Annotated in this window: 17 protein-coding genes; 15 read left to right on the forward strand and 2 right to left on the reverse strand. The window is 39.5% G+C overall.

The genetic code is table 11. The annotated features are described in order from the left end of the window. Positions 1-53 precede the first annotated feature (53 nt). The 7 genes from hemW (at position 54) to ESV85_RS08485 (ending at position 7,955) form a co-directional block, all read left to right on the forward strand. Positions 54-1,175 (forward strand): radical SAM family heme chaperone HemW, encoded by a 1,122-nt coding sequence (hemW, locus tag ESV85_RS08455; RefSeq protein ID WP_146916571.1) that lies wholly within the window; start codon positions 54-56, stop codon positions 1,173-1,175. A gap of 14 nt (positions 1,176-1,189) precedes the next feature. Then, positions 1,190-1,501 (forward strand): DUF721 domain-containing protein, encoded by a 312-nt coding sequence (locus ESV85_RS08460; RefSeq protein ID WP_146916572.1) that lies wholly within the window; start codon positions 1,190-1,192, stop codon positions 1,499-1,501. A gap of 121 nt (positions 1,502-1,622) precedes the next feature. Then, the gene (locus ESV85_RS08465; RefSeq protein WP_146916574.1) at positions 1,623-3,683 is read left to right on the forward strand and encodes a GAF domain-containing SpoIIE family protein phosphatase; all 2,061 of its coding nucleotides are present in this window, start codon (positions 1,623-1,625) and stop codon (positions 3,681-3,683) included. A 16-nt stretch (positions 3,684-3,699) separates the two neighbouring features. Then, the gene (locus ESV85_RS08470) at positions 3,700-4,032 is read left to right on the forward strand and encodes an STAS domain-containing protein (RefSeq protein WP_146916576.1); all 333 of its coding nucleotides are present in this window, start codon (positions 3,700-3,702) and stop codon (positions 4,030-4,032) included. Between the two features lies 1 nt (position 4,033). Further along, positions 4,034-4,447, forward strand: coding sequence for an ATP-binding protein (locus tag ESV85_RS08475; protein ID WP_146916578.1), 414 nt, complete (start codon positions 4,034-4,036; stop codon positions 4,445-4,447). An 87-nt stretch (positions 4,448-4,534) separates the two neighbouring features. Continuing rightward, the gene (locus tag ESV85_RS08480) at positions 4,535-6,535 is read left to right on the forward strand and encodes a peptidylprolyl isomerase (RefSeq protein WP_146916580.1); all 2,001 of its coding nucleotides are present in this window, start codon (positions 4,535-4,537) and stop codon (positions 6,533-6,535) included. A 52-nt stretch (positions 6,536-6,587) separates the two neighbouring features. After that, positions 6,588-7,955, forward strand: coding sequence for a peptidylprolyl isomerase (locus ESV85_RS08485; RefSeq protein WP_146916582.1), 1,368 nt, complete (start codon positions 6,588-6,590; stop codon positions 7,953-7,955). A gap of 63 nt (positions 7,956-8,018) precedes the next feature. Here ESV85_RS08485 and ESV85_RS08490 read toward each other — a convergent pair whose 3' ends face one another. Then, complete coding sequence (locus tag ESV85_RS08490) at positions 8,019-8,336, reverse strand: hypothetical protein (protein WP_146916584.1); 318 nt, start codon at positions 8,334-8,336, stop codon at positions 8,019-8,021. A 91-nt stretch (positions 8,337-8,427) separates the two neighbouring features. Then, on the reverse strand, positions 8,428-10,218 hold the full coding sequence (locus tag ESV85_RS08495) for an ABC transporter ATP-binding protein (RefSeq protein WP_146916586.1): 1,791 nt from the start codon (positions 10,216-10,218) through the stop codon (positions 8,428-8,430). A 145-nt stretch (positions 10,219-10,363) separates the two neighbouring features. Between ESV85_RS08495 and ESV85_RS08500 the strand changes: the two genes are divergently transcribed. The 8 genes from ESV85_RS08500 (at position 10,364) to ESV85_RS08535 (ending at position 16,467) form a co-directional block, all read left to right on the forward strand. Then, positions 10,364-11,464 carry a Glu/Leu/Phe/Val dehydrogenase dimerization domain-containing protein gene (locus tag ESV85_RS08500; protein WP_146916588.1) on the forward strand — a complete coding sequence of 367 codons (1,101 nt, stop codon included), beginning with the start codon at positions 10,364-10,366 and terminating at the stop codon, positions 11,462-11,464. Between the two features lie 116 nt (positions 11,465-11,580). Next, positions 11,581-12,765 carry a transcription antitermination factor NusB gene (gene nusB / locus ESV85_RS08505; RefSeq protein WP_146916589.1) on the forward strand — a complete coding sequence of 395 codons (1,185 nt, stop codon included), beginning with the start codon at positions 11,581-11,583 and terminating at the stop codon, positions 12,763-12,765. A 7-nt stretch (positions 12,766-12,772) separates the two neighbouring features. After that, positions 12,773-13,075, forward strand: coding sequence for a YtxH domain-containing protein (locus ESV85_RS08510; RefSeq protein ID WP_146916591.1), 303 nt, complete (start codon positions 12,773-12,775; stop codon positions 13,073-13,075). Between the two features lie 5 nt (positions 13,076-13,080). Next, entirely contained in the window at positions 13,081-13,623 is a 543-nt protein-coding gene (locus ESV85_RS08515) for a DUF1573 domain-containing protein (RefSeq protein ID WP_146916593.1), read from the forward strand. 2 nt (positions 13,624-13,625) lie between these two features. Further along, a complete protein-coding gene (gene yajC, locus ESV85_RS08520) occupies positions 13,626-13,943 on the forward strand; it encodes a preprotein translocase subunit YajC (protein WP_092894860.1) in 318 nt (105 codons plus the stop codon). A gap of 8 nt (positions 13,944-13,951) precedes the next feature. After that, entirely contained in the window at positions 13,952-14,914 is a 963-nt protein-coding gene (locus tag ESV85_RS08525; protein ID WP_146916595.1) for a YbbR-like domain-containing protein, read from the forward strand. After that, complete coding sequence (coaE, locus tag ESV85_RS08530) at positions 14,907-15,512, forward strand: dephospho-CoA kinase (protein ID WP_146916596.1); 606 nt, start codon at positions 14,907-14,909, stop codon at positions 15,510-15,512. Before ESV85_RS08525 ends, coaE begins: the two co-directional genes overlap by 8 nt. A 73-nt stretch (positions 15,513-15,585) precedes the next feature. After that, positions 15,586-16,467, forward strand: coding sequence for a bestrophin family protein (locus ESV85_RS08535; protein ID WP_146916598.1), 882 nt, complete (start codon positions 15,586-15,588; stop codon positions 16,465-16,467). Positions 16,468-16,560: the final 93 nt, after the last annotated feature.

Here is a 16,560-nt window from a genome sequence, read left to right on the forward strand (position 1 = left end):
GTTTTCAATGGGCTGACGGGGATTGATTATATTCGCAAAATAAAGAATTCACATTGGCGGGCATATACATACACATTCCTTTTTGCAGGCAGGCATGCCATTATTGCGATTTCCATTTCAGTACCAATCTGGACAGAATGGATCAGATGGCTGAAATGATTTGTAGAGAATTGGAAATAAGAGCCGAATATCTGCCAATTAAAAAGCTAGACACCATTTACTTTGGAGGAGGGACACCCTCACTTCTTAAGCCAAAGCTCATTGAGAAAATTCTAGATCAAATTGCTAAAACCTTTAATTCGGATTGGAAGGAAGTAACCTTGGAAGCTAACCCGGATGATTTGAGTGAGGAGAATCTTACCTCATGGAAAATTCTTGGAATAGATCGATTGAGTCTTGGGATTCAAAGTTTCGACGAGGAGGTTTTGAAGTTCTACAACCGGGCTCACTCTGCCGAAGAATCAAGATCAGCGATCGCAAAGGCAAGGAAAGTGGGCTTTGAAAAATTCAGTCTCGACTTGATTTACGGTTTCCCACAGACAAATCATGAACTGTGGAAGCGGGATCTATCTGAAGCAATTGTCCAAAATCCTGGTCATATCTCCAGCTATGCTCTTACGGTAGAGCCCAAAACTGCCTTGGGAAACTGGACAAAAAAAGGGCAGTTCCAGCCTGCTGATGAAGATTTTGTTGCCGAGCAATTTGAAATTCTACAGGAGCAAACCGAAAAAGCTGGATATATACAATACGAAGTTTCCAATTTCGGGAAGCCTGATCAATTCGCATTACATAACACTAATTACTGGAAAGGTGTGCCTTACTTGGGGGTAGGGCCAAGCGCTCACTCTTTTGATGGAAAAAACAGAGGAGCAAATCCTTCCAACAATTCGCTTTACATAAAAAGCTTGGAGAAAAACACTCCTCCTTTCACAGTGGATAACCTTTCTGATGACGAGCGATTAAATGAATACATTCTTACTGGCCTGAGAACACTTTGGGGTATTGACTTCGAACTTATACACAGAGATTTCGGTCAGGATCTTCTAACTTCTAAAAAGACTATTATATCCCAAATGGATTCGGAAGGCTGGCTCCTTTGGAAGGATAAAAACCTATCTTTGAGCAAAAGTGGAAAACTGTTAGCCGATAGCATTGCTGCGGCACTTTTCATTTGAGATTTACATAAATTATGGCGAGAGACGGATATTTCAGCAGAAAAAAGGAAGTGGCACCACTTGAGTCAGCTTTCAACGATCTGCTCAAAGCATACCGATTAGAGGGTAAATTCAGAGAAAAATCATTGGTCCATGATTGGCCGGAAATTGTCGGAAAAACTATCGCAGACCGAACTACTTCAGTCTTTATAAAAGACAAAAAGCTTTTTGTGAAGATAAGCTCAGGACCCATCAAAAAGGAATTGTTGATGCATAAAAGTAAGGTGCTTACGCTAATCGACGAGAAATATGGAGTGGGAGTCATTGATGACTTGGTCTGTATGTAAATTTTGACCTTTATCTTTTAGCCTTTTTTAATTTAGACATTTTAACACCTGACTACGTTCAGTAAGTTAACCATCTTCATAATTTTCCATTCCGAATGAGTATTATTGTGGCAGCGCATCCATGATCAAACTACCACCAATCCATATCGGAAAGCTAAGTCTGTTGCTCGCCATCTTGGTGTGGCTTGCCTTGCTATTTGTGGATTTAGTGCGACTGATTGGGGTTCTCAATCAACTGGAGTCAGGAATTGCAGTAGAGTTCACCTGGATTCTTCAAACACTCTATTTTATTTGTGTTTATGGATTTTATAAATATTCTATAAATAAGAGCTCCCAAAGTGACTTTCTTAATTTAATATGGAGAGGAGCATCTACAGGTATTTTTGCTGTAGCTATTTTTGTGATCATTGATTTGTTCAAATCTTCATTAGGCCAAAGCAAACTTGCAAAAGATCCTTTTCTTGACACCTTTTTCTACCATGTAGAATTTGGCCTCATTACCATTTTTGTGATTTCCACTGCTCTATTGTGGCAGCATCTGATCCTTTATCAAAAATCAAAACGTATAGTAAAACAGTGGCAAGCATATGAAATAGCTATGCTGATTTCCATGTTTGTCGTGTTTTTCGATAGAGGTAATCCTGAATACACCTTCTTTTTTAGCCTAGCACTACTTGGAATCTTAGGAACTATCCTTTCGGCAAATTTGAAATGGATCCCTTATCTCACGTTTAAAGAGAAATGGAAATCCTTGCTTTTCCTTGCCATTATTATTTTCTCCATTGCCTATTTGATATGGAATACTTACGTGTCAACGGAGGACATTATCACTCCCGTAAATCTGTCTGGCAGTCTATTCATCCTAGCTCTTTTCTGGTTTATCTTAGTTTATGCTGTTCTCAGCTTTTTAGTAACGCTTTTCAACCTTCCTACTTCGTCAGTTTTTGAACAAAAACTGACAGAGGCGATTAATTTTCAGCGCTTAAGTCAGTCCATACAGCCTGAAGAAAATGAGGAAGAAGTGCTAGACATTCTGATGGATTCTTGCATGAGTGCGGCATATGCAGATGCAGCTTGGTTGGAAATGACCAGTGAAGAATTTCCTGACGGATTTACTCAGGAGCGTTTTATAGATCGAAAGACAAGAGAAGAAATTTCAGAACTTATTCAACACAATAAAACCGTTCAGGACTGGGCTTCGGAAAAGCGTCCTGACAATCTTAGTCCTATTACTCTTAAAGTTATTAATCCGAAATACGAGTCACTCCTGCTGGTTCCTTTGGTAATAAATAAATCAGTATTCGGGAAAATTGTGCTTTGTAAAGAGGTACGAGATGGATTCAATAAAGAAATGTTGAACATCATCAGCACATTTGCAAGACAAGCCTGTATCGCGGTAGAAAACCATCGATTGCTCAATCAAGCAATCCTTAACGAACGCTACCAAGAAGAATTGAAAATCGCTCAGCGGGTACAGAAGTCTTTACTCCCTACTCAGTTAGATCATAATCAAAACTTTGATATCTGTGCATATTCCAATGCTGCAGATGAAGTAGGAGGAGACTATTACGATACTTATAAATTAGATGAGGATCGCTACGTATTGATTATCGGAGACGTATCCGGTAAAGGGACTTCTGCTGCATTCCACATGTCTCAGATGAAAGGAATTTTTCAGAGTCTGATACAATTAAATCTAAGCCCATCGGATTTTATGATCAAAGCCAATTCTGCTTTGAGTAAATGTCTGGAAAGGAACCATTTTATTACAGCATCGATTTTCATCATCAATACAGCACAACAAACCATTTGTCATTCTCGAGCAGGTCATGTACCGACGCTTTTTCATCAGAAAAGTCTTAATAAATCTGAATATTTACAGATTGATGGCTTAGGCTTAGGTATTTTAAGAAACATGCAATATGAAAAACACGTTGTGGAGAAGACATTTACCTATCAATCCGGCGATGCGCTAGTCCTATTTACAGATGGTATCGTAGAAGCAAAAAATGAAAAATCACAACAATTTGGTTTTGAACGGATCAGAACCCTATTAGAAGTATATCACGAACTAAGTCCACAAGAAATTCAGACTAAAATTATTGATTCCTTGCATGCCTTTGTCGGTGGCGATAGATTAATAGACGATGATTATTCTATGATGGTGGTGAAATTTACCTAATAAAAAGATAGCTAAAATGCTAACAATAGAAACCCTACAAGAAAACGGACACGATATACTATTCCTCAAAGGTGAGGTGGATGCGAGTAACTCTGTAATTCTGGATGAGGCAATTACCAAATTGGTTACTGCTGGTAGTAGCTCCATTTTAGTAGATGGTACAGGCTTGGAGTACATTTCTTCCGCGGGATTGGGCGTTTTTATGTCCTATTTAGAGGATTTCCAGGAAAAAGAAATTGACTTGAAAATCTATTCTCTCTCTGATCGCGTGTTTGAAGTGTTTAAAATTCTGGGCCTAGATCAGCTCATGCAAATTTATCCTGACAAAAAAACTGCGCTACTTGCCTGAAATGAAGCATCAGATGAGAATATCCTGTCAAACTACAGCGCTTTCTGAGCTGCGTGTCTTCTTAAAAAAGACCTTGGGAGAGTTGCGTATATCCGACATTGACCAACACCAGATCACACTGGCGGTGGAAGAGGTATGTGCTAATCTGATCATCCATTCCCATAACTGCAACGCCCAAGATTACATCGAACTCAACGTCAAACAAAATCCCGGAAAATTAATTTTTGAAATTACTGATGAGGGTAAAGCCTTTAATATGCTTGATTATGAGGTTCCAGACCTCAATAAAGTAAAAGGAGAAAAGCGAAAAGGCGGTTTAGGCATAATTTTGGTCAAGAAGATAATGGATGAAATAGAATTTGAATCCAGCAAGGGCACAAATACCTGTCGGCTGATCAAATGGTTTCAATCCTAATTCTTGTTAAATGCTTAGTATTCGGGACATTTGACTTGAAATCCTAATAAATTTGTAAAATTGCATTCAAATTCTGCCATTTAAAACATGACAAACCGAACCATTTCGGCACTTATACTCACCATACTCCTAGCATTTGAATTCTCTGTCCCTGCGACGGCTATTGTTCAGACATCTGGGCAGGACGATCCATTAATGACCATAGGAGGAAAGACTGTGGACAAGGATGAATTGATCTATCTACTATCTAAAGGCAATAAATCTGAGCCTGGAACGCCTGGAATGTCCAGAGAAGAGTTTGAAGAAAACCTTGATCTTTTCACTAATTACAAGCTAAAAGTAAGGGAAGCTGAAGCAAAAGGACTCGATCAATCAGAGGAATTTCTTAGAGAATTTGAGTCTTTTCGGGAAAACCTCAAAGCGCCATTTCTTATCCGAAATTCTTTGGAAGAGGGGGAACTAAGAAAAGCCTACTCCAGAATGCAGGAAATTATTCGAGCCAGTCACATTCTTCTAGAATTCCCGACAGATGCGAGTAAGGAGGATAGTTTGATTGTACTTCGAATGGCATTGAAAATCGAAGGCGAAATAAAAAACAATGGAAGTATAAATGAACTTGCAGTAGAATATTCAGATGATCCTTCCGCTCAGGTAAATAGAGGCGACTTGGGCTATTTTACCGCTCTACAGATGGTTCAGCCCTTTGAAGACGCTGCTTATAATTTACAGGCAGGACAGGTTTCAAGCCCAGTCTTAACCAATTTTGGCTATCATATCATCAAAGTATTCGATCGTCAACCCAATCCAGGACAGGTACGCGTTTCTCATATTTTGGTAAGAATAGATGAGAAATTGTCTAACGGCGAAGATTTAGCAAAACGCAAAGTCGCTGATATCTATAATGAGATTCAGAAAGAAAGTACCATCTGGGAAGACATAGTAAAAAACTTTTCTGAAGATCCTGCTAGCAGTCAAAAAGGTGGAATGCTTCCTTGGTTCAGCGTTGGCTCGATGATTCCAGAATTTGAAATGGCGGCATTTTCACTGACTGAGACTGGAGAAGTTTCTCCGCCTATTCGAACACGCTATGGGTACCATATATTAAGATTAGAAAATAAAAGACCTGTTGAAAGCTTTGAAGTGATGGAAGAGAGTATTCGTTCCAGAATATTGAGAGATTCTCGCTCTACGATGATTCAATCGCAGGTCATGGCTATTCAGAAATCCCGGTACAATTTCACCGAAAATGAAAAGAATATAGCCAAGTTAAAAGCTGAATTAAACACTACAACCAAAAATGGATTCGCTAGTGCTTTAGCCGAAAAAGATCTGGCCAGTGATCAGCTCTTTACCCTTCAGGGCAAAAGCTACATATCTCAGGATCTGGCTGATTATATGGCAGAAGAGGAAATCAGCCTGAAAAATAAAACAGGGACTTTTGATGCCTGGTACGAGCGCTTTGCAGCAATGGAACTTAATAAGGCCGAAGAGGCTGATTTAGCTGCGAATAACAAGGAGTACCGTATGCTATTGAAAGAATATAGAGACGGTATTTTGCTGTTCTCACTCATGAATGACGAAGTATGGCAGAAAGGTCTCATGGATTCAGTAGCGCAAAAGACATTTTACGAAAAAAACATCCGGGACTACCAATGGAAGGGACGAGTGAATGCTTACATCGTCAAAGTACTTGATATCACTCAGCTAGATGCTGCTAGAAAAATATTACAAGGGAAAACCCTTTCGGAGGAGCTGATTTCTTCTTTCGAAAGTACTTATCAAACCTCCAATTCTTTGGCATATCAAACAGAAGCTGGTAACATCGAATACGGTGAGCATGCCGTTTTGTCTAAGGCAGATTTGAAAGAGAGCTATCAGGAACTTGAAGTAAATGGTCATTTGCATTTAGTTCTCTTAGGAGAAAGAATTCCAGCGAGTCCAAAAAAATTCGAAGAAACACGGGGATTGGTAATACGAGATTATCAGGAATATTTGGATGAAAACCTCGTTGAATCACTCCGTAAGAAGTACCCAGTTAAGATCAACCCTAAGGCTAAAGAGGAAACTTTCATAGCTTTGAATCAATAATAATTCACAAAAGAAAACCGTCGCCCTAGTATTAAGAGACGGGAAAACATCCATGAAATTGCTAAACCGACTTACATTCACTCTAATCGCCAGCTTGCTGATAACTGCATCATTTGCTCAAGAAGCGCCACCAACAGGTCAGGTTCTTGACAAAATCGTAGCTAAGGTGGATAATTATATCTTATTGGAATCAGATGTACAGAAAGCATATATAGAAGCTGTATCACAAAACCAGCAGGGACAACCAACTGTTTCTCGATGCCAAGTATTTGAATCCTTGATGATCAATAAATTAATGGTCGCTAAAGCAGAAGTAGATTCTGTAGTAGTCACTGACGCAGAAGTAATGCTTCAGACAGAGCAACGATTCAACATGGTCATGCAACAGTTTGGTGGTGATGAAAATACACTTGTAGAGGCTTATGGCAAAACCTCAGATCAGCTGAAGGCTGAAATCGAGGACGTAATCAGAGAACAACTCATCGTACAACGTATGAGAAGTCAGATCACAGAAGGACTGACTGTGTCTCCCAATGATGTTAGAGAGTTTTACAACAGTATCCCAAAAGATTCCTTGCCGCTATTCACTTCAGAAGCTACAGTAGGTCAAATTGTAATAAAACCTAAAGTGAATCCTCAGACAAAAGATGATATTTTCAAGCAATTGAATCAATTCAAAAAAGATATCGGTGAAGGGAGAGCAGATTTTGCAGACCTTGCCAAACAGCATTCTGAGGATCCAGGCTCTGGAGCACAAGGAGGCGATCTAGGCTTTTTTAGAAGAGGCGAATTAGCACCAGAATTTGAGTCAACCGCATTAGCACTCAAGCCAGGTGAATTAAGTGATCCTGTAGAAACAGCTTTCGGCGTTCACTTGATTCAATTACTTGAGAGACGTGATGACGGTTCTTACAATTCAAGACATATCTTGAAGATTCCAAAGGCAACTGTAGCTGACATTGAAAAATCTGAGCGATACCTGGACAGTTTAAAAACTGAGATTGAAGCAGGAAGATTGGATTTCGCTAAAGCAGCAAAAGACTATTCAGATGACAGAAGCACTTCAGATGCCGGTGGTTTCTTCACCGATCCCTCCAACAATTCAAATCGTCTATCCTTAAGAACACTTGAAGATCCATTGCTATTCTTTATGATAGATACGATGCAGGTAGGTGATATCACTATGCCGATGCAGTTTGAAGATCCAAGAGAAGGCACCAAGGTTCGGATTCTATATTATAAAGCAAAATACCCAGCTCACCGAGCCAATATGGAAGATGACTACGAAAAGCTAAAAGCAGCTGCACTCCGTAAAAAAGAGGATGACCTTCTTGGCAAATGGTTTATTACGGCGAAAGAGGATATTTTCATTGACCTCGATCCAGCCTATGATCGATGTAATGCACTCGCAGAGAAGTAACAAAAAATGCCCGAGAATATCCTCGGGCATTTTTTGTTACTGACAGTATTCAATCCTCACTACTTACTTCTTTGCAAATAGCGCCTTAAAAGCTAATGCGATTTGCTTCAGTCCTTCCTTGAACAACCCCTTAGATTCCTGCAGCTTTGGCTTGAAGTCTTCAGTCCTTTCTTTAAACTCTCGCTCTAAAATCTCCTTACCTTTTTTAAACTCCGATTCGAGGGTAGTCTTATTCTCTTTCAAGTCTTGGATTTTCTTTTCGATATCTTCCTTCGCATCCATTCCTGCGTCAGCTCCTTTCTTTACAAGCTCTTCAATTTTATCTCCGATTTCCTTAAGTACTTTCTCTATGTCTTGAGTGCTGGATTTCTTTTCTTCCATGACTAACAATTTTTAGATGAACTGATATACATCAAGTTAAATACTTTTTTTTGAAAGCTTATTTCCGAATCCAGAATAAGTACTGAAAAGCTTAATTATCAATAGATTCGCCTGCCTGTGTCTGCTTTTCGTATAGCTCTGCATACACCCCTTTTTGCTTCATTAGGGACTTGTGATTTCCTCGCTCGATCACTTTACCATCATCCAATACGATAATCTGATCCGCTAGCTTAGCTGAAGATACCCGATGCGAGATAATGATGGAAGTACGATTCATCATGATATTCTTAAGCGCAGTCAAGATCACATTTTCTGTTTTTGTATCGACCGCCGATAGGCAATCATCTAGAATAAGAATCTTAGGCTGTTTGGCAATGGCTCTCGCAATGGATACCCGCTGCTTCTGTCCACCTGAAAGTGTTATCCCCCGCTCTCCAAGCATCGTTTCAAATCCCTTCGGGAATTCTACAATGTTTTGATACACGTCAGCATCTTTAGCTGCCTGCTCTATAATCTTAGGGTCTGATTCTTCGATGCCAAAAGCAATGTTATTTCCGATGCTATCTGAAAACAAGAAAACGTCTTGTGGTACATAGCCAATCTGCCTTCGCAGGTCAGAGATATCATATTCATTGATTGGATTACCATCTACCTTAATCACTCCAGCGGTAGGATCATACATACGCATCAGAAGATTGGCAATAGTAGATTTCCCAGAACCTGTGGTTCCAATGATCCCCAGTGTCTGCCCCTCCTTGATCTGAAAACTAACATCCTTTAGCGCCTGAATTCCAGAATCAGGATAAATGAACGATAAGTTCTCAACTTCCACCGTTCCGTGGATATCTGCTTTGATAGTATCAGTACTTATTATTTCACTTTTCTCATCCAAAAACTCATTGATCCGTGTCTGCGAAGCTGCTGCACGCTGCACGATACTAGTCACCCAACCAAGTGAGGTAACCGGCCAGGTAAGCATATTTACATAGAGAATAAACTCTGCGATTACACCATAGCCTATTTCTCCACTGATCACCTGCAAACCTCCCACATAGACCGTGATAATTGTAGAAACACCTACTAAGGCCATTATGATCGGAAAGAATAACGCATTCACTCTCGTAAGCCGAATTGATTTTAACTTGTAGTCTTCACTTGCTGTCGCAAAATCATTGGCACTGTCACTTTCCCTTACGAATGCCTTGAGCACCCGAATTCCTGAGAATGCCTCTTGTACAAAAGTGCTCAATTCACTCAAACTGCGTTGGATTTTTTCAGAGCGCTCATTGATCATATTATTCACATAATAGATACTCAACGAAAGAACTGGAAGAGGCAAAAGTGCATACAAAGTCAACACAGGATTGACTGTGATCATATAAGTAATCACTAGAGGAAAAAGAATCAATAGGTTCAGCCCATACATAATTGCTGGACCAAGATACATCCGCACACGACTCACATCTTCTGTGATTCTGGCCATCAAATCACCCGTGCTATTTTTTCTATAAAAGCTAAGTGGTAGTTTTTGGTAGTGATCGTATATCTCATTCTTTATATCATATTCCACTTTTCGGGACATGATGATGAGCGTCTGGCGGATGAAAAACAGGAAAACTCCTCTTAGCAAAGCCATTACTAAGATCAAAACTCCAAAGACTACAACAAATTTTAAGAAAATATCTTGCGCCTGAGCACCCATTCCACCCTGTTCCAAAGGCCTATAAATAGAAAAACTCTCCACAACATAATCTATTGCAAGTCTGACTAGTTGCGCTGGGATAATTACGAAAATGTTTGAAATCACCGTAAAAACTATCCCTAAAAGGATCAAGCCCTTGTATTTGTACAAATACTTATTGAGTCGCCAAAGTGGTTTCACCAAATAAAAATTTTAAAATGAAGGAATTAGATTAGGAAAACTGGGTATATTAATCCTTTGAAGGCCAATAAAAGTATTTAATTTTGTATCGGCTATTATCGCAAGGAGTACCCAAATATAACACATTCTAAAAAGCTAAGTTCACATGTTAGAGATTAAAGCTACCGAAACAGTACGTGAAGGTTCGATCTTTGGCCAAATCACCACAATGGATCACGAGCAACTTGTGATTTGTAATGATGAAGCAACCGGCCTAAAGGCATTGATCGGAATTCACAACACCACCTTGGGTCCAGCATTGGGCGGCACCCGTATGTGGCCTTATGCTTCTGAAGAGGAAGCGATTACAGACGTCCTTCGTCTTTCCAGAGGAATGACATTTAAAAATGCCCTAGCCGGACTTAATCTCGGCGGTGGTAAAGCAGTGATTTTGGGTGATCCAAAATTAAAGAACGAAGCTTTCCTAAGACGTTTCGGAAGATTCGTCCAAAGTCTTGGCGGAAGGTATGTGACAGCTGAAGACGTGAATATGAATACATCCGACATGGAGTTCATAGGCTTGGAAACTCGTCATGTCACTGGTCTCCCTGAGATCAAAGGCGGAGGAGGAGATCCTTCACCAGTCACAGCTTATGGCGTGTACATGGGTATGAAGGCTGCTGCAAAAAAAGCTTTTGGTTCAGAATCTCTACAAGGAAAGCGAATCGGTGTTCAGGGTGTAGGTCAAGTAGGCAAATACTTGATTGAGCACTTGGTGAAAGAAGGAGCACAGGTATTGGTGACTGATATTTTTGAAGACAAATTACAGAAAGTAGCAAAGGCTACTGGTGCTCAGGTAGTGGACCCAAATGTTATCTACGACATGGAAATGGACATTTACTCACCATGTGCACTAGGTGCTACAATTAATGATCAGACTATCGATCGATTAAAATGTGCTGTGATTGCCGGCGGTGCTAATAACCAACTGAAGGACGAAACCAAGCATGGCCGCATACTGGTAGAAAAGGGAATCGTATACGCTCCGGACTTTCTGATCAATGCTGGTGGCGTGATTAACGTAGGCGCTGAATACTTTGGTGGATATAATAGAGAGACCGTTTACAAGCAAACTGAAAGAATCTTTGATACCTGTTTGGGTATTTTGAATAAATCTGAAAAGGAAAATATCCCTGCTCAGCAAGCTGCAATAGAAACAGCAAAAGCAAGAATTGAAGCTATCGGAAGAGTGAAGCTTTCTTTTTAAGTAATATCAATATCCTTTTCAAAACCACCGGAAATGACTTCCGGTGGTTTTTTTGTCTATCCTAACTAGGCAATAGCCCCGTCAAATTACCTATATTTGCAACTCATTTCGAAGACATGCTAAACAGAAGAATACTCAGAGTAAAGGCTTTTCAAAACCTATATGCATACGAACAGTGCAAGGGTTCCAACCTAAACCTCTCAAAAGATTTTATCCGAACTTCATTTATGCCGGATCTGAACAGCATGGAAGTGCAAGATAAAACCGCGCTTAATAAAGAGGCTGAGGAAGCTATCAAGCTTTTTGACCAAAACCTTACTTCTAAAGACCTGCTGAAATCAAGCGACGCTAGCCGCAAAGTAAAGCAAGTCGTATTGGAGGCTTTGACAAAGTTTCATGATGCCAACGAAAAAGATCACCAGTTTCTATTAAAGAACATGGTAGTGTCTGCCGAGCGCATTCCTCAGTTGTACTTATTGGCAATTGAACTTTTGCAGGCATTTGCGAAACATGTTGAAAAAGAAATTGAGAAGAAAAAGAAGTTTGCAGGAAACAATCCAATTGGCTTTGGGAATGAATTAAACCTTCCAAACAATCAAGTCTTACGCACACTACGAGAATCTAATTTGTACAAAGGCGCAATAGCTAGATACAATGTACATCTGGACGATGTAGAATTAGAAATCAGAGAATGGTTTAGAGACTACGTGAAGCCATCCGAGCACTATCAGGCATACCTTCAACTGGAAAGCCCAACGCTAGAGCAGGATTTTGATTTGGCAGATGATATATTGAAAAAAGTGATTTTCAAAAACGAAGTCATCCTTAATTTCTTTTCAGAGAAAGACCTAAATTGGGTAGAGGATAAATCCGTTGTGAGAAGCTTAGCATCAAAGGTTTTGAAAAATGCGGCTAACCTTCATGAGGAAAATGAAAGCCAAATGCCAGAGATTGCTATGAACTGGGATGAGGATAAGGAGTTTTTTCAAAATATCTTTAACTTCACCATTGAAAATGACATAAAAAGTAAAGCTCTTATTTCTCAAAAAACTAAAAACTGGGATATTGAAAGACTGGCATTTACAGATAAAGTGATTATCTCGATGGCAATTGCAGAGATGAAAAACTTTCCAAGCATCCCGGTTAAAGTAAGTATTAATGAGTACATCGATATCTCTAAAACCTACAGTACACCCAAAAGCAAGCAATTTGTCAATGGATTGTTAGACGTAATGGCAAAAGAGTTAACCGAAAGTGGAGAAATCCGTAAGAGCGGTAGAGGCCTTTTGGACAATAAATAATATAACTATGAGCAAGAGCAGTAATTCACTCATCGCATTCCTAATAGGTGCAGGCGCGGGCGCAGCACTTGGGGTACTTTTTGCACCTGATGCGGGAACAAACACCCGTGATCGACTTTCTTTCAAACTTTCTAAATACAAGAAAGAATTGGAAGAACTGATCGACGACTTAGTAGATGGAAAAGAAATGCATCTAAATGAGGCAAAAACCGAAGGGAAGCGCGTTATTTCTGAAGCAAAAAACAAGGCAGAGAATCTGCTAAGCGATGTCAATAAATTAATAGATCAAATCAATCAAGGAAATAATTAATCGTTATGAAAATCAACGTATTGAATATGGCGGTATTGACCGTCGCACTTGCATTGGGAACTTCGTGTAACCAAAAAAGTGAACAAGATGCCAAGATTCAGGCTCTTGAAGATAAAATTTCTCAACTAGAGACAGGGAACACGGCAGTTACTCCAGTAAATGCACAGGCTACCTCAGTATCCGACCCAGCTACGCAGGGAGCATTTGAATTTCCAGAAATGGAACATGACTTTGGTGCTATCAACGAAGGCCAAGTAGTAGAGCATATCTTCAAATTCACAAATAATGGACAAGCGCCATTAGTAATCTCTAACATCACCGCTTCCTGTGGATGTACTAGTCCTGACTGGTCAAAAGCACCAGTGAAACCAGGCGATGAAGGATATGTGAAAGTTGTATTTAATTCTACTGCTAAGTCAGGTGCACAAGCGCCAACAGTAAGCATACAAGCTAACACAAACCCTGCTGTAACCCGATTAAGATTGAAAGGCACAGTAACTCCAAAAATTGCAGGCGCGGCCGCACCAGTAGGCCCGGTTAAACGATAATTATGATTTCTACAGTATTAGCTCAAGCTGCCGCAGGTGGTAGTGGAATTTTAGGACAAGTTTTCCTATTCGGTTCAATTATTCTGATCATGTATTTCTTTATGATCAGACCTCAGCAAAAGAAGCAAAAGGAAAGCAAGAAATTTATTGAAGAAATAAAAAAAGGAGATGAAGTAGTGACCATCGGTGGCCTTCATGGTAAAGTAAGTTCTGTAGAAGGCGATGCCGTAATGCTTGAACTTGATAGAGGCCTGAAAGTCAAAGTGGAAAAATCCGCTATTTCTCTAGATTTCTCAAAGAAGCCAGAAATAAAAAAATAAATTGAATTTTGCTGGAAACTAAAAAATCCTCACAAAGGATTTCTCCTAAAAAACTCTCTAATCTGAAAGTGGTAGTCCTCTGCATTGCAGCAGCTACCACTTTTTGGATTTTAAACGCCCTGAATAAGGACGATTATAATACTATTGTCGATTTTCCAGTTGAGATTATTTATGATCAAAACCAGTTCATCGCTGTAGCAGGGTTACCAAAAACTTTGGAAATAGAAATCTCTGGTAATGGTTGGGATCTCCTTAGGAAGTATTTCAACTTCAACAACGACGCTTATCCTATAGAACTTAATAATCCAGCTTCAAAAAACTACATTCTCACCGCAGATCTCAAAAGATCTCTGGGTGAATTCCTTTCTCCTACCCAACTCGTCTCCGTACTCGACGATTCTCTTAAATTTAAAATTGACAAAATAAAGTCAATCAAAGTAAAGCCAGTTCTTGATTCAAATAGTTTTTCTATGGCCAAGAACTTTAGGATATCAGATCAGGTAACCTTTAGCTCGGAAACAATCACACTTAGAGGACCAAGTTCCATTTTGGACAGTTTGGATGGAAACTTCCCTGTGAAGCTGAATGAAACCCGCATCAACAAATCAATAGACAAAGTAATCCCCCTTGAAGTCCCTGACTCTTTGATCAATCTAGTACAAATAGAGAATGCGGAAATCAGAGTAAAATTCGAAGTCATCGCTTTTCTAGAAGGAAACAAAAGACTAAAAATCAATAAAGTTAACTTCCCAAAATCAGTCACTTTAGATAATGAAGTGGTAATAATGATTTCCTATCTAATAGATGGGCGAAAAGTAGCTGAATTAAAAGACGTAGAGTTTGAAGCTGTGCTCGATTATTATAAGCGAAACAAGGAAGATAGCACGATTACAGTTCAGGTGAAGCCAATGCCTGATTACTTGGACAAAGTAGTGATCACTCCAGAAATCCTGAAGCTAAAATATGAGTAATCACACTCCCATTTTGGTAGGTATTACCGGTGGAATAGGATCTGGCAAATCCACTGTAGCTAAAATTTTTTCTATACTAGGAATTCCCATCTATTTTGCTGACGATCGGGCCAAGTGGCTGATGGGAAATGACGAACATCTAAAAACTCAGATTAAAGATGCATTTGGATCTGAGTCTTACCTTAGTAATGGAGCGCTTGATCGGAGTTTTCTCGCAAAAACAGTTTTCTCCGATCCTGAAAAAGTAAAAACGATTAACTCACTTGTTCACCCTGCTGTTGGACGGGATTTTTCGGATTGGGCATCTCAGCAAACTACTCCCTATGTGCTAAAAGAAGCTGCTTTGATCTTCGAAACAGGAAGTAATGATGCATTGGATCATGTAATCAATGTAAGCTCGCCACTTAAAGTACGGATTGCAAGAACACTGATGAGAGATCCTTTTCGCTCCGAAGAGCAGGTAAATCAAATTATCAATCAGCAACTTCCAGATGAGCAGAAAAACGAATTAGCTGATTTTGTAATCAAGAATACAGATAATAAGCTTTTGATTCCACAGGTTCTAAAAATCCATCAACAACTGATTGCAGAGAATTAGATCTCTACCTATTGTGAAAAACGATCGTTAGCCTTATTTTTCTCCTTCTGCATACACACTTTTCTATCATCTTATGAAAGGATACAATCCTAAAGACTGGTTTAAAATTCTGTTTTTAGTCCAAAAATCTGATACGCTAGTCAAGCTTGGCCCATTCATGATTGTTATTTTTATTTACTCGCTAGGAATAGCTTGGCTAGAAATGGATTACCTGAAGATCGGAAAGAATAGCTGGGTACAGAATATTCCCATCATGCATAGCTTGTTAAGTTTTGTGATCTCGCTCCTGCTTGTTTTTCGCACAAACACAGCCTACGATAGATGGTGGGAAGGGAGGAAGCTTTGGGGTCAACTGGTAAACAACAGCAGAAACTTAGCTCTCAAATTAGCCGGGATTCTGGACAACGAGGATGAAGAACACAGACGCTTTTTCAGAAGAACTATTCCGATTTATGCTTTTGCTCTGAAGGAACATCTGCAGAATAACATAACTATGTATATGCTGGATGACGTGAAAGATGTAGAAATAAAGCCTGAGATCGATCCCGAAAAGCATGTCCCAAACCAAGTGGCGAAATTGATGTTTGCCAAGGTAAATGATCTATATAAAGCGAAAAAGATCACGGGAGATCAACTGATCGTTTTAAACAATGAGCTAGTTTCCTTCACTGATATATGCGGAGCTTGTGAGCGAATTAAGAACACGCCGATTCCCTATTCTTACAGCTCCTTTATCAAAAAATTCATCCTAGCTTATGTACTTACCTTACCGCTAGGCTATGTTTTTTCGCTAGGTTATTATGCTGCTCCTATTGTCACATTTATTTTTTACGTGTTAGCCAGCTTGGAAATAGTTGCAGAAGAAATAGAAGAGCCTTTTGGCAATGACGAAAATGATCTACCGATGGGGAAATTGTCAGAAAACATCCAAAAGCATGTACAAGAATTAATATGAAATCGCCTTCATATTCCCTGTAATTTTGATTGCTGAGAATTTGTTCGGTATTTCAAATAGGAACTTTGTCTAAGCCAATAGTGCTTATCTCAA

The organism is Algoriphagus aquimarinus, assembly GCF_007997215.1.
Classification (GTDB): domain Bacteria; phylum Bacteroidota; class Bacteroidia; order Cytophagales; family Cyclobacteriaceae; genus Algoriphagus; species Algoriphagus aquimarinus_A.

Excerpts from the sequence above, each read along its gene's own strand:
- yajC (WP_092894860.1), top strand. The coding sequence starts at position 13,626 with ATGATTTCTACAGTATTAGCTCAAGCTGCCGCAGGTGGTAGTGGAATT.
- ESV85_RS08475 (WP_146916578.1), top strand. The coding sequence starts at position 4,034 with ATGAAGCATCAGATGAGAATATCCTGTCAAACTACAGCGCTTTCTGAG.
- ESV85_RS08535 (WP_146916598.1), top strand. The coding sequence starts at position 15,586 with ATGAAAGGATACAATCCTAAAGACTGGTTTAAAATTCTGTTTTTAGTC.
- ESV85_RS08510 (WP_146916591.1), top strand. The coding sequence starts at position 12,773 with ATGAGCAAGAGCAGTAATTCACTCATCGCATTCCTAATAGGTGCAGGC.
- ESV85_RS08485 (WP_146916582.1), top strand. The coding sequence starts at position 6,588 with ATGAAATTGCTAAACCGACTTACATTCACTCTAATCGCCAGCTTGCTG.
- ESV85_RS08470 (WP_146916576.1), top strand. The coding sequence starts at position 3,700 with ATGCTAACAATAGAAACCCTACAAGAAAACGGACACGATATACTATTC.
- ESV85_RS08460 (WP_146916572.1), top strand. The coding sequence starts at position 1,190 with ATGGCGAGAGACGGATATTTCAGCAGAAAAAAGGAAGTGGCACCACTT.
- nusB (WP_146916589.1), top strand. The coding sequence starts at position 11,581 with ATGCTAAACAGAAGAATACTCAGAGTAAAGGCTTTTCAAAACCTATAT.
- ESV85_RS08465 (WP_146916574.1), top strand. The coding sequence starts at position 1,623 with ATGATCAAACTACCACCAATCCATATCGGAAAGCTAAGTCTGTTGCTC.
- coaE (WP_146916596.1), top strand. The coding sequence starts at position 14,907 with ATGAGTAATCACACTCCCATTTTGGTAGGTATTACCGGTGGAATAGGA.
- ESV85_RS08490 (WP_146916584.1), bottom strand. The coding sequence starts at position 8,336 with ATGGAAGAAAAGAAATCCAGCACTCAAGACATAGAGAAAGTACTTAAG.
- ESV85_RS08500 (WP_146916588.1), top strand. The coding sequence starts at position 10,364 with ATGTTAGAGATTAAAGCTACCGAAACAGTACGTGAAGGTTCGATCTTT.
- ESV85_RS08515 (WP_146916593.1), top strand. The coding sequence starts at position 13,081 with ATGAAAATCAACGTATTGAATATGGCGGTATTGACCGTCGCACTTGCA.
- ESV85_RS08480 (WP_146916580.1), top strand. The coding sequence starts at position 4,535 with ATGACAAACCGAACCATTTCGGCACTTATACTCACCATACTCCTAGCA.